This window comes from Ruegeria sp. L11 (genome assembly GCF_056531755.1).
Genome location: NZ_JBQFMI010000011.1, coordinates 1 through 13,033, shown reverse-complemented (window position 1 = coordinate 13,033; position 13,033 = coordinate 1). Strand labels below are relative to the sequence as shown.

Genomic DNA, 13,033 nt, shown 5'->3' with positions numbered 1-13,033 from the left:
CCTGTGGCCACTGGCACAGCACATCTGGATCCTGCGGTACAGCAGGATTTTCTGAAAACGCTGACCTCATACGGGGATCGGGCCCGTGAGACGCTTTTGCAACTGCTGCCGACGGGCGAGCCGCAGGCCTATCTGTACGGGCCGATGCGGGATTACATCGAAACCTCGGGCAAGGGGTTGCGGCCCGCGCTGTTGCTGGCCACCTGCGAGGCTTTCGGTGGTGACAGCGAGACCGCGCGAGTGTCAGCCGCCGTTCTTGAACTGCTGCATAACGCGTTTCTGATCCATGACGATATCGAGGATCAAAGCGATTTCAGGCGCGGGCGCGAATGTATGCATAAGCGTCTTGGGGTCCCTTTGGCGATCAATACCGGTGACGGGATGCAATCGCTGGCCCTGCGCCTGTTGCGCCAGAACCTTGGGCCGCTGGGCCCTGAAACCGGCATGCGCGTGTTGGACGAGTTCGATCATCTGTTGCAGCAGTCCATTGAAGGTCAGGCGCTGGAGCTTGGCTGGATACGGGACAACCGGCTAAACGTGGATGCATCGGATTATCTGACGATGTGTCTGAAAAAGACCTGCTGGTACAGCTTCATTCACCCCATGCGCATCGGGGCGCTGATAGCCCGGCCACATGATGTGGCGTCTGGCGCGTTGAACCTGGACGATTTCAACGCGTTTGGGTTTTTTCTGGGGGCCGCGTTTCAGATACAGGATGATGTTCTGAACCTCGTTGGCTCGCAGGACAAATATGGCAAAGAGATCGGCGGGGACATTTACGAAGGCAAACGCACGCTGATGCTGGGGCGGCTTAGCTTGCAGGCGGACGAGCCCGAAAAAGCGCGCCTGTCGGAGATGTTGTCAAACCCGCGCGACAGCCGCTCGACGCAGGATGTCAGCTGGGTTCTGGATCGCATGGATCACTATGGCTGCATCAGATATGCACAGGACGCGGCCAATGACTTGCTGGCCTCGGCCCGTCAGGAGTTTGCGCAGGTTTTTGCAGCCACTGAAGAGGTGCCGCGCGCGTTTCTGGGCCATTTCATGGACTATCTCGTAACCCGTCAGGTTTGAGCGCCCGCCACCTCATACATCACGACGATCGACGTTTGCACTGTGCCTGTGCAGGCGATCCGGCCGTGATATTCGCCGGGATCGGCAAGATCCGGCACGGTTACAATGACGGCAACATCTGTTGACTCGCCGGGGTTTAGCTGGATTTGCGGGGGGACAACGTTGACCCGGTTTGCCGGAAGAGTGTCGCCGTTCCGGTTAATCAGGTCGCCCGGTTCGAATTGTAATGCGACAGGCCCGCCACCGTTTGGTGCGTCAAAGGACAGCAATATGGTTGCGGTACCGCCGGGGTGGCAGGTTTTGCGGCACGCAAATGGCCCTTCAAGCGGCTGTTGCGCGCCCCGTTCAGCCCCAAGCACGCGGCGGGCAATGTCCGAGATCGGTTGCGCATCCGGCTGCGGCGCGATCGGGCTGACCGGAAGTGGCGTGCTAACGTATGGTTTTCGTTCGAAATAAGGCATGCCCAACTGTGCACCTGTGGCGCGGATCAGTAAATGGGAAATTTACCGGATCCGCGCGACAAACACACCGCGTTATTATTTGCCTTTCCAGACCGGATCACGTTTTTCGGCAAATGCACGCGCGCCTTCAAGCTGGTCCTCGCTGGAATATAGGACATCCACGCTGCGCAGTTGCCGTTTGGTGATGCGGTTCATGGCGTCCTGAAACTTGGCGTCTTCGGCATCGCGCACGATTTCCTTGATGGCCGCATAGACCAGAGGCGGCCCTGACGCCAGCAGTCGGGCGAGGTCCCACGCGCGGTCCATCAGCTGATCAGCGGCGACGATCTCGTTCACCAGACCCCAGCGGTTGGCTTCTTCGGCATCAAACCAGCGGCCTGTCAGAAGCAGCTCCATCGCGATGTGATAGGGGATGCGCTTGGGCAGTTTGACGCTGGCGGCATCCGCAACGGTGCCCGAGCGGATTTCCGGCAAGGCAAACGTGGCGTGGTCAGCTGCAAGGATCATGTCTGCTGACAAGGCCAGCTCTAGCCCGCCGCCGCAGGCGATACCGTTGACGGCGGCAATCACGGGCTTGTTCAGATCGCGCAGCTCTTGCAGGCCTCCGAACCCGCCGACGCCGTAATCTCCGTCCACCGCGTCGCCGTCGGCGGCGGCTTTCAGATCCCAGCCAGGGCAAAAGAACTTTTCGCCCGCACCGGTCAGGATGGCCACGCGCAGGTCCGGGTCGTCGCGGAAGTCGGCAAAGACCTCGCCCATTCTGCGGCTGGTGATCAGATCAATCGCGTTTGCCTTGGGGCGGTCCAGCGTGACCTCGAGGATCGAGCCATCGCGGCGGGTTTTGATCGGGTCCATGTCTCAGGCCTTTCTTATCAGGGCGTCCACGGCAACGGCCTTGTCCGGCGTGCACAGGAGCGGGTTAATCTCGACCTCGCCAAGCGTGTCGGCATTTTGCATGACATAGGTCTGAACGGCCTCGACCGCGGCAACAATCGCATCCATATCAGCCGCCGGTTGGCCGCGATAGCCCGCCAGCAGAGGGGCTATCTTCAATTGACCGAGGGCGGAGCGGATGTCTTCGGGCGAGCTGGGCACCAGCAAGGATACCGTGTCGCGCAGCAGTTCGGTCAGCACGCCCCCTGCCCCAAGGGTCAGAACAAACCCATGCGCAGGGTCACGCACCACGCCAATCAGAAGCTCGGCAACGGGTCCGGTGACCATCTCCTCGATCAGGATGTCTTCGGTGCCGATATCTGCCGCGACAGCCGCGACGTCCTGGGCCCGGATGCCCAGCCGAACGGCGCTGTGTTCGGATTTATGCGCAAGCCCGACACCTTTGACGGCAAAGGGGCCTTCCATCTGGTCCGCTGCGGCACGGGCAGCTTCCGCGCCCCGCACCGTCCGGTTCTGCGGGATACGCAGGCCGCATTCCGCCAGCGCCGCCTTCGAGGCGCCTTCGGTCAGGGTTTGGGTTGGTTCCATCATGCCCGGTTGCAAAACGAGCGCAGCGGATGGGGCCTTGACCTGCCCTGCGGCGCGGGTCGCAGATAGCGCCTCGCGCAGGCCCATGAAGGGGACAACACCCCCGGCCATCAGCTGTTGTGCGATGTCTTCCGGCAAAAGTTCCGGCAAGGTGGCGACAATCGCAAACCGGGCGCCGGTTTCTGCCCGTACGTTCAGCGCTGCCTGCGTTGCGCAGGCCCAATCGGTGGAGTCGGTGGTCGGGTAGTCGACGATCGAGAATGTCATGTCGATATCGTCACCCGTCATGCCCGACCAGGCCCGCGTCATCGCCAGCTCGTCACGCCAGATATAGGTGTGATAATCCAGCGGGTTGTTCAGCGCGACCATGGGCCCGAGCGCGCCGCGCAGGCGTGTCAGCTTTTCACCGCTCAGCCGTGGAAAATGTAACCCCGTGCCGACAGCCATATCGGCAATCAGGCTCGCCTCGCCCCCCGAACAGCTGATCGAGGAAATGTTGCCCCCCGGCAGCGGCCCGTAGCAGTGCAACAGTTTAAGCGTTTCAAGGAAGTCAGGCAGCGCCGAAAGGCGTGGAATGCCAAGCCGGTCAAGCAGCGCCTGCGCCCCGGCATCGCTGCCCGCCAGTGACGCGGTATGGGAAACGGTTGCCGCCTGCGCCTGTTCCGATGCGCCGACCTTGAGGGCAACCAGCGGGACGCCTTTTGCATGGGCTTTGGCGGCCAGAGCCTCCCACTCGCGGATGTTCTTGAAGCCTTCGATATGCAGGCCCACGGCAGTCACGCGCGGGTCATCGATCAGGGCCGAGGCGATCTGCGCCTGACTGGTCTGAGCCATGTTCCCGCAAGTGACCATATAGGCAATCGGCAACCCGCGTTTCTGCATGGTCAGGTTGATCGAGATGTTCGAGCTTTGCGTCAGGATCGCCACGCCCTTGTCGACGGGCACAACCCCGTGCTGATCCGGCCACAGCAGTGCCCCGTCCAGCGCGTTGATGAAGCCATAGCAATTCGGGCCCAGAATGGGCATGTCACCGGCCGCTGCGATCAGTTGATCCTGCAAATCCCCGCCGGTGTCGTCCTCGGCCACGGCCTCGGAAAAGCCCGAGGCGAAGCAGACAGCGCCACCCGCACCCATGCTGGACAGGACTTGAACCGCTTCAATCGTGGCGTGGCGGTTGATACCGATAAAAACCGCGTCAGGTGCGTTGGGCAGGTCTTCGATATGCCCATAAACCTTGTGGCCCGCAGTGTCCGAAGCCTTGGGATGGACCGGCCAGATCTGACCAGCATATCCCATGCGTTCGGATTGCAGAATAACCTGTTGGCACCATGCACCGCCGCCAATGACTGCGATGGATTTCGGGCGCAGCAGCCGGGTCAGGTCTTTGGTCATGGTCAGGCGCCCAGCGGACGCAGAAGATCGCGGCTGATGATGTGGCGCTGAATCTCGCTGGTGCCGTCCCAGATCCGTTCGACCCGGGCGTCGCGCCAAAACCGTTCGATCGGGAAATCATCCATCAGGCCCATGCCGCCGAAGATTTGCAGCGTCGTGTCGGTGACCCGCGCCAATGCCTCGGAGGCATAGAGCTTGGCCGAGGCGATCTCGCGGTTTGCGGGCAGGTTCTGATCCAGACGCCAAGCGGCGGCAAGGGTCAGCCAATCGGCGGCGTCAATCTCGGTGATCATGTCGGCAATCTGGAAGCCAACGCCCTGAAACTTGCCGATGGGCTGGCCGAATTGCTTGCGCTCGGCGGCGTAATTCAGCGCATAGTCAAAGCAGCGCCGCGCGCGCCCGACCGAGAAGGCCGCAACCGTCAGACGGGTCGCGTAAAGCCATTCGTTCATCACCGCAAAACCGCCATCGACCTCGCCCAGAACCTGCGCATCGGACAGGCGGCAATTGTCGAAATACAGGATACAGTTTTTATAGCCCCTGTGGCTGACGGATCTGTAGCCGTCGCGCACTTCAAAGCCCGGTGTGCCGCGATCCACCAGGAAGGTGGTGATGCGTTTTTTGGGGCCTTTAGGGGTCTCATCCACGCCGGTGGCAACGAAGACAATGAAGAAATCCGCGTGTTCCGCGCCCGAGATGAAGTGTTTTGATCCGTTGACGACCCAGTCGCCACCGTCGCGCACCGCCTGACATTTCATGCCGCGCACGTCCGATCCGGCATCCGGTTCGGTCATCGCCAGCGCGTCCATCTTTTCCCCGCGCACTGCGGGCAGCAGATAGCGTTCGCGCTGTTCGTCGTTGCAGGCCATGAGGATGTTTTGCGGGCGGCCAAAGAAATGCGTCAGCGCCATCGACCCACGGCCCAGTTCACGCTCGACCAGTGTAAAATCCAGATGCGACAGGCCCGCGCCGCCCACTTCTTCGGGGAAGTTGCAGGCATAGAACCCCAGATCGATACATTTCTGCTTGATCTCGTTGCCAAGCTCCGGCGGGACCGTTCCGCTGCGTTCGACCGCGTCTTCATGCGGGTAGATTTCTTTTTCTACAAAGCTGCGGACCGTCGAGACGATCATGTCCTGTTCTTCTGTCAGACCAAACTGCATGGCGCGTGTTCCCTGGATCGGTGGTTGACCAACCAAACGCCATCGCTCATGGTCGCGGCATGCAGAGATAGATCATTTTCATGCCGAGTTCGAAAATATTATCGCAGCAATACAATGTCCTTCTGTTCGACGGGTTCTCGAACCATTGCCTTGCGAACATGGTCGAACCGTTGCGGGCGGCGAACACCCTGTCACGGCAGGCATTATATGCATGGCGCTTCTGTTCGCTTGACGGCAACCCTGTTCAAAGCTCCAGCGGCCTTGTCGTCACCCCGAACGGGGCCATCGGCGATCAACAGGGGGATTTTCTTGTTGTCATGCCGTCATATGGATACCTGAAGCTGGATATGCGGCCGACCATACGTGCCGTGCTGGCTGCGGCCAAGAAACACAAGCACCTGGCCGGGCTGGATACGGGAAGCTGGCTGCTTGCCAGCGCGGGATTGCTGGATGACCACAGGGCAACCATTCATTGGGACGAATTTTCGCGGTTCGAAGAAAGGTTTCCGGCGGTAGAGGCCGTGCAGGAACGGTTCGTCATCGATGGCAACCGTCTGACCTGTTCCGGGGCCATGGCAGCCTTCGATCTGGCCCTGACCCTTATCCGCCGGGATCACGGCCCGCTGCTGGCGATGGAGGTCGAGCACCTGTTCATGAGCCGGAACGGGCGTGGTCATTATGACCTGCCTCTGAAATCCGAGGACACGCTGGTCAATCGTGCGCTGACCGTCATGCAGGCGCATCTTGAAGCACCGCTGTCAGTCCGGAGTGTGGCCCGGAAAATCGGGTGTTCGCAAAAACGGCTTGAAACGCGTGTTCAGGCGGAACTGAAAACAACTCCGCAAGCGCTGTACCGGCGTCTGCGCCTGAACCGCGCGCGCAATCTGGCCGAGGATACGGAACAATCCATCGCCGAGATCGCGGGGCGCTGTGGATATGAAAACGCCAGCGCCATGACCCGCGCGTTCAAGGCCGAATTCGGTCAAACGCCGACCGCATTTCGGAATGGAAACCTGTCGGGGCGATGAGCCCGGACTGGCGGGAAGCCGTTTGTTGCTTTTCACAACCTGCAATAAAGCATGCGGTTTTCTGATGTCACTCCAGCGAAACCCACAGAATCCTGGCGTCTTCGTCGCTGGTCGAGATACAGCCATGGCCCATTCCACTGTCGTAATACAGTGAATCCCCCGCCTTCATGGGCAAGGGTCGGTAATGTTCGGAAAGGAAAATCAGCTCGCCGCTGAGTACATACATGAATTCTTCGCCAGAGTGCCGAATCCAAGTGTCGAACTCGGATACATCCCGCGCCTTGATCGTTGCGATATAGGGTAGCATCCGTTTGCTGGTCAGTTCGGAACACAGCAGTTCGTGATGATAGGTGGGCGTGGTCTTGAATTCCCCCTCGCCTTTTGGGGTGAAATCGCGGCGACCCGAGATGCCCGACTGACCCGATTGCAGGAACAGCTGTGGCGTGCTCATGTCGAGCGCCTGTGTCAGGCGCCGCACGATTTCAAAACTAGGCCGTGTCTGGTTGTTTTCGATCTTGGACAGAGTGGACCGACCAATACCCGCAGCACGGCCAGCCTCTTCCAAAGTCCAGCCTTTTGATCGCCGCGCATCGCGAATGGAGCGGCCCAAAGCCTCGCCTTCGTCCGGTTCTTCCAGCCCGGAAACATCGTTTTGGCTTTCATCGACCATGGATTTCCCCCTGTTTTTCAAAGGCTACAGGTTTTCCCATACATACGCAACTTCTTGAATAAGAGATTTATGTTGCCCTATTGGATCATTTTCCACTATTGGAAACAAAGTTTCGTACTGAGGATTCGGAACCGAAGGAGGGGATAATGTTCAAAACGTCGCTGAATGAGGCTGACCCGGTAATCGCCGCGTCGATCGCGCGCGAAGGAATACGTCAGGCGGAACAGATTGAATTGATCGCGTCCGAGAACATCGTCTCGAAAGCTGTGATCGAGGCTCAGGGCTCGGTCCTGACCAATAAATACGCCGAAGGTTATCCTGCGCGCCGCTATTATGGCGGGTGCGAATATGTCGACGAGGTCGAAGTCGAGGCCATCGAAAGGCTGAAACAGCTGTTCGGTTGTGAATACGCCAACGTTCAACCCCATTCCGGCGCTCAGGCGAATGGGGCGGTCAAACTGGCGTTGCTGAGCCCCGGTGACACCATCCTGGGCATGTCGCTGGATGCGGGCGGGCACCTGACACACGGTGCAAAACCTGCCCAATCCGGCAAGTGGTTCCGGCCGGTACAATACGGTCTGACCCAAGCCGGCCTGATCGATTACGACCAGGTGGCCGAGCTGGCCCGGGTGGAAAAGCCCAAGATGATCATCGCAGGCGCATCGGCCTATTCCCAGAAGATCGACTTTGTCCGTTTCCGCGAGATCGCAGATGAAGTTGGCGCGTGGTTGCTGGCGGACATGGCGCATATCGCGGGTCTGGTCGCAACTGGCCTGCACCCTTCGCCCATTGGGCACGCGCATATCGTCACCTCAACCACCCACAAGACACTGCGCGGCCCGCGGGGCGGGATCATTCTGACCAATGACGAAGCGCTGGCGAAAAAGATCAACTCTGCCGTATTCCCGGGCTTGCAAGGTGGACCGCTGATGCATGTGATCGCCGGCAAGGCGGTTGCATTCGGAGAGGCGCTGAAGCCGGAGTTCAAAGAATACATGCAGCGCGTTGTCGACAGTGCATCGGCTTTGGCCAATGTCATGATGGCGCGCGGATGTGACATCGTTTCGGGTGGCACCGAAAACCACCTGATGCTGGTCGATCTGCGCCCGATCGGTGTGACCGGCAAGGATGCCGAGGCCGCGCTGGAACGTGCCGGGTTCACCTGTAACAAGAACAGCGTTCCGGGCGATCCCCAGAAACCCACCATCACCAGCGGTATCCGTCTGGGCACTGCCGCCGGGTGCAGCCGGGGTTTTGGCCCTGAAGAGTTCAAACAGATCGGCCATCTGATCGGCGATGTTCTGGACGCGTTGGCGCAGTCGCCCGAAGGCGACGCGGCCATCGAAAAAGAAACCCGCGAAAAGGTTCGCGCGCTTTGCGCAAGCCACCCGATCTACTGAAAGTGCGCGAAATGAACACCTACGATCTGATTGTCATCGGAGGCGGACCGGGCGGCTATGTTGCCGCGATCCGCGCGGCTCAGCTGGGACTGAAAGTTGCCTGCGTCGAAGGGCGCAGCGCTCTTGGCGGCACCTGTCTGAACGTGGGGTGCATCCCCTCCAAAGCGTTGCTGACCTCCTCGGCCAAATATGCCGAGCTTGCACATCTCTCCTCCCACGGTGTTGCGGTCGAGGGGGCCGGCATCAATGTCGGCGCGATGATGGAGCGCAAGGACAAGATCGTGGGCGACCTGACCAAAGGCATCGCATTCCTGTTCAAGAAGAACGGCGTTGACCTGATCGAAGGTTGGGCCAGCATCCCTTCAGTCGGGCAGATCAAGGTTGGCGCTGACATCTATGAGGCAAAGAACATTCTGATCGCGACCGGGTCGGAACCTACCACGCTACCGGGGATCGAGATTGATGAGCAGGACGTCCTGAGTTCGACCGGCGCGATTGCGATGGAAAGCGTGCCGGATCATCTGGTGGTGGTCGGCGCAGGTGTGATCGGTCTGGAACTTGGTCAGGTCTGGGCGCGTCTGGGCGCGAAAGTCACCGTCGTCGAATATCTGGACCGTGTGCTGCCCGGCATAGATGGCGAGATTGCAAAACTGGCGCAGCGGGCGCTGGCCAAGCGCGGCCTGAAGTTCCAGCTTGGTCTGGCATTGAAATCCGTCAACAAGACCGCGGCCGGACTGACGCTTGCTCTGGATCGGGTTGGCAAAGACAAGGAAGAGGTGATCGAGGCCGACAAGGTTCTGATCGCCGTCGGACGCCGACCGGTAACGCGCGGGTTGGGGCTGGAAGAACTGGGGATAGCCTGCGACCCGCGCGGCTTTATTCAGGTGGATGACACATTCTGTACCTCTGTTCCCGGCATCTATGCCATTGGCGACTGCGTTCCAGGGCCGATGCTGGCACACAAGGCCGAAGAGGATGGCGTTGCCTGTGTCGAGATGCTGGCAGGCGAAGTGGGACATGTTGACTACAATACCGTGCCCGGCGTGGTTTACACCGACCCCGAGGTCGCCTCGGTCGGGCTGACCGAAGAAGCCTTGCAAGAATCGGGCATTGAATACGTGGTCGGGAAGTTTGCCTTCATGGCCAATTCGCGGGCGCGCTCGACCGGCGAGACCGACGGGGCCGTCAAGGTGCTGGCCAGTTCCGAAGGCAAGATCCTGGGCGCGCATATTTGCGGTGCGCATGGGGGAGATCTGATTGCCGAGCTGGTTCTGGCCATGGCCCAGGGCATCACCGTCGCCGAGGTCGCAGCCACCTGCCATGCCCACCCGGCGATGGGCGAGGCTGTGAAAGAAGCCTGCCTTGACGCCCTGGGCCGGGCAATTCACGCGTAGCGGGGAACAGCCAGATGACCATCCAGCTAAGACCACGTCACCCGGAAAAAGCCAAAAAGGCCGACAGCGTCATTCCGCGCAAACCCAAGTGGATACGCAAGAAAAAAGGCGACAGCTCCGCCTATTACGAAACCCGGCGCCTGATGCGGGATCACAATCTGGCGACGGTCTGCGAAGAGGCGGCCTGCCCCAATATCGGCGAGTGTTGGTCCAAGCGCCACGCAACCATGATGATTATGGGCGAGGTCTGCACACGCGGATGTTCGTTCTGCAACGTATCGACTGGCCGCCCCGACGCGCTGGACGCTTTCGAACCCGGTCGCGTTGCAGCGGCGGTCAGGAAGCTGGGCCTGCGCCATGTCGTCATCACCTCGGTCGATCGCGACGATCTGGCCGATGGCGGGGCCGAGCATATTGCCCAGACCATCCGGGCGGTACGCCACCAAAACCCCGGCACCACGGTCGAAGTTCTGACCCCCGATTTTCTGGGCAAGGGCGACGCCGCCAAGGCAGTCTTTGACGCCGCACCGGACGTGTTCAACCACAATCTGGAAACCGTGCCGCACCTATATCCGACCGTCCGTCCTGGCGCGCGGTATTACACGTCGCTGCGGCTGCTGGATGATGCCAAGCGCGCCAATCCGGAACTATTCACCAAATCCGGCCTGATGGTGGGCCTGGGAGAAACACTCGCGGATGTGCGTCAGGTCATGGATGACCTGCGTGCAGCGCAGGTCGATTTCCTGACCGTTGGCCAATATCTGCAACCAACCCCGAAACACCATCCAATCGACCGGTTCTGGACACCGGAAGAGTTCGCCCAGCTGGAACAGATTGCCCGGTCCAAGGGCTTTTTGCACGTGTCAGCAACTCCGCTGACCCGGTCGTCGTTCCATGCGGACGAAGATTTCGCTGCTCTCAGGCAGGCTCGCCAGCGGGCTATCGCCAAAGGGGCATAAACCAAACGCAAATGGGAGGGAATCCATGGAAGCGTTAAATTCAATCGTAGGGGCCATCAATGGCGTCGTGTGGGGGCCGCTGATGCTGGTTCTCATCCTTGGCGTCGGCTTCTTCCTGCAGGTCGGACTGAAGTTCATGCCGATCCTGCGCATTGGCACGGGCTTCAGCCTGCTGTTCAAAGGCCGTGAAGGTCAGGGCGAAGGGCAGATCAGCCCGTTCAACGCGTTGATGACTTCGCTGTCGGCCACCATCGGTACGGGGAACATCGCCGGTGTTGCCACTGCTGTCTTCCTGGGCGGTCCGGGCGCATTGTTCTGGATGTGGATGACCGCCCTGGTGGGCATGGCCACCAAATATGCCGAGGCTGTCTGCGCGGTGAAATACCGCGAAAAGGACGAGCTGGGCAACTTCGTCGGCGGCCCGATGTACTACATCAAGAACGGTCTGGGCGCGAAATGGGCGTGGCTGGGTGTTGCCTTTGCCCTGTTTGGCGCAGTTGCGGCCTTTGGCATTGGTAACGGCGTGCAGGCCAATGGTGTTGCACAGGTTCTGGAATCGAATTTCGGAGTAAACACCTCGGTCACCGGTGTCGCTCTGATGGTTCTGACCGCCGCTGTTATTCTGGGTGGTATCACCCGTATCGGTGCGGTCGCCGGTAAACTGGTTCCGTTCATGGCGATTGCCTATATCGTTGCCGGACTGCTGGTCCTGATCATCAACATCGGCAACATCGGTCATGCGCTGTCGCTGGTCTTCACCTACGCCTTCACCCCATCAGCCGCCGAAGGTGGTTTCGCAGGTGCAGCCGTCTGGGCCGCCATCCGCTTTGGTGTGGCGCGCGGTGTTTTCTCGAACGAAGCGGGTCTGGGTTCCGCTCCGATCGCGCACGCTGCAGCCGAGACCAAAGGCCCGGTCAATCAGGGCCTGATCGCGATGCTGGGAACGTTCATCGACACTATTATCGTCTGTTCGATCACCGGTTTGGCGATCATCTCGTCAGGTGCGTGGACATCGGGGGAATCCGGTGCGGCGCTGACCTCGCTGGCGTTCGAGACCACTCTGCCGGGTATCGGCGGGTCGATCATCGCCATCGCTCTGTCGATCTTTGCCTTTACCACCATCCTCGGCTGGTCCTTCTATGGCGAGAAATGCGTCGAGTTCCTGCTGGGCGTGAAATCCCTGCTTCCCTACCGCATCCTGTGGATCATCGCGATCTACTTCGGTGCAACCGCGGATCTGGGCTTTGTCTGGCTGCTGGCCGACACGCTGAACGCCATGATGGCCATTCCGAACCTGATCGCCCTGGCCCTGCTGAGCCCGATCGTCTTCAAGCTGACGAAAGAGTTCTTCGCCTCGGGCGGCAAGTCCGAAGAGCCGGGCGGCGCGCCTGCCGAATAAGCTTGGTCTGACTTGAAACCGGGGGGCCATTCCGGCCCCCCGCCTTTAAAAACAGAATTCCATATCTCGAGGAGAGACGTGATGGCCACGAAAATCCTGCTGCCGATTGATCACACCGACGACCGTTCGTGGAAAAATGCCCTGCCAGTCGCATTGGAACAGGCCAGGTTCTACGGGGCTGAGCTGCATGCGGTTGCCGTTATCCCCGAGATCATCCAGCTGCCGAACCTTCCCGCAAACTATGGTGCCGGTGCCAAAGACCACGTGCGAAATGCGGTTCAGGCCATTCTGGATCATGGCAACGCATCGGACGTGCCTATCCATGTTGAAGAAGGCAGCGTTTACCGTGAAATCCTCAAGCGCGCCTACAAGGACGGCTTTGACCTGATCGTCATGGCCTCGACCAAGGGTGATTTTCCGAATTATGAAATCGGTCCGAACCTGGCCCGTGTCGTGCGCAACGCGCATTGCACCGTCATGGTTGTTCGCGACCAGTCCCGTTGAGTGAAAGGTTGGATCAATGACCGAGATTAGACGCACGCCGCTTTTTGGGCTTCACGTTGAGTTGGGCGGCAAGATGGTTGATTTTGCCGGGTGGGAGATGCCGGTTC

General features: G+C 60.0%; 12 protein-coding genes. 7 read left to right on the top strand and 5 right to left on the bottom strand.

Features of this window, described 5'->3' with window-relative positions; all coding sequences use genetic code 11:
* The first annotated feature begins 3 nt into the window (after positions 1-3).
* Entirely contained in the window at positions 4-1,074 is a 1,071-nt protein-coding gene (locus tag ACR0CE_RS15530; RefSeq protein WP_480774205.1) for a polyprenyl synthetase family protein, read from the top strand.
* Here the strand turns inward: ACR0CE_RS15530 and ACR0CE_RS15525 are convergent.
* The 4 genes from ACR0CE_RS15525 to ACR0CE_RS15510 form a co-directional block, all read right to left on the bottom strand.
* Positions 1,065-1,535: a hypothetical protein gene (locus ACR0CE_RS15525; protein ID WP_480833124.1), complete on the bottom strand. Its 471-nt coding sequence runs from the start codon at positions 1,533-1,535 to the stop codon at positions 1,065-1,067. The two genes, ACR0CE_RS15530 and ACR0CE_RS15525, sit on opposite strands and share 10 nt — an antisense overlap.
* 75 nt (positions 1,536-1,610) lie before the next feature.
* Positions 1,611-2,390 carry a carnitinyl-CoA dehydratase gene (locus tag ACR0CE_RS15520; RefSeq protein WP_480833123.1) on the bottom strand — a complete coding sequence of 260 codons (780 nt, stop codon included), beginning with the start codon at positions 2,388-2,390 and terminating at the stop codon, positions 1,611-1,613.
* A 3-nt stretch (positions 2,391-2,393) separates the two neighbouring features.
* Positions 2,394-4,409 (bottom strand): acetate--CoA ligase family protein, encoded by a 2,016-nt coding sequence (locus tag ACR0CE_RS15515; protein WP_480833122.1) that lies wholly within the window; start codon positions 4,407-4,409, stop codon positions 2,394-2,396.
* Between the two features lie 2 nt (positions 4,410-4,411).
* Positions 4,412-5,572, bottom strand: a complete 1,161-nt coding sequence (locus ACR0CE_RS15510; RefSeq protein WP_209507018.1) for an acyl-CoA dehydrogenase family protein — start codon at positions 5,570-5,572, stop codon at positions 4,412-4,414.
* Positions 5,573-5,652: 80 nt separating this feature from the next.
* Between ACR0CE_RS15510 and ACR0CE_RS15505 the strand changes: the two genes are divergently transcribed.
* On the top strand, positions 5,653-6,600 hold the full coding sequence (locus ACR0CE_RS15505; RefSeq protein ID WP_480833121.1) for a GlxA family transcriptional regulator: 948 nt from the start codon (positions 5,653-5,655) through the stop codon (positions 6,598-6,600).
* A 67-nt stretch (positions 6,601-6,667) separates the two neighbouring features.
* Here the strand turns inward: ACR0CE_RS15505 and ACR0CE_RS15500 are convergent, their stop codons facing one another.
* Entirely contained in the window at positions 6,668-7,270 is a 603-nt protein-coding gene (locus ACR0CE_RS15500) for a helix-turn-helix domain-containing protein (protein ID WP_480484283.1), read from the bottom strand.
* 146 nt (positions 7,271-7,416) lie between these two features.
* On the opposite strand from ACR0CE_RS15500, the gene glyA reads away from it, so the two are divergent.
* The 5 genes from glyA (at position 7,417) to ACR0CE_RS15475 (ending at position 12,926) form a co-directional block, all read left to right on the top strand.
* Entirely contained in the window at positions 7,417-8,670 is a 1,254-nt protein-coding gene (gene glyA, locus ACR0CE_RS15495; RefSeq protein ID WP_480559936.1) for a serine hydroxymethyltransferase, read from the top strand.
* Between the two features lie 11 nt (positions 8,671-8,681).
* Positions 8,682-10,064 (top strand): dihydrolipoyl dehydrogenase, encoded by a 1,383-nt coding sequence (gene lpdA / locus ACR0CE_RS15490; RefSeq protein WP_480833120.1) that lies wholly within the window; start codon positions 8,682-8,684, stop codon positions 10,062-10,064.
* Positions 10,065-10,078: 14 nt separating this feature from the next.
* Positions 10,079-11,023 (top strand): lipoyl synthase, encoded by a 945-nt coding sequence (gene lipA / locus ACR0CE_RS15485; protein ID WP_480488769.1) that lies wholly within the window; start codon positions 10,079-10,081, stop codon positions 11,021-11,023.
* Positions 11,024-11,048: 25 nt separating this feature from the next.
* Positions 11,049-12,422, top strand: coding sequence for an alanine/glycine:cation symporter family protein (locus ACR0CE_RS15480; protein ID WP_480488771.1), 1,374 nt, complete (start codon positions 11,049-11,051; stop codon positions 12,420-12,422).
* An 81-nt stretch (positions 12,423-12,503) separates the two neighbouring features.
* Complete coding sequence (locus tag ACR0CE_RS15475; protein ID WP_480559942.1) at positions 12,504-12,926, top strand: universal stress protein; 423 nt, start codon at positions 12,504-12,506, stop codon at positions 12,924-12,926.
* Positions 12,927-13,033: the final 107 nt, after the last annotated feature.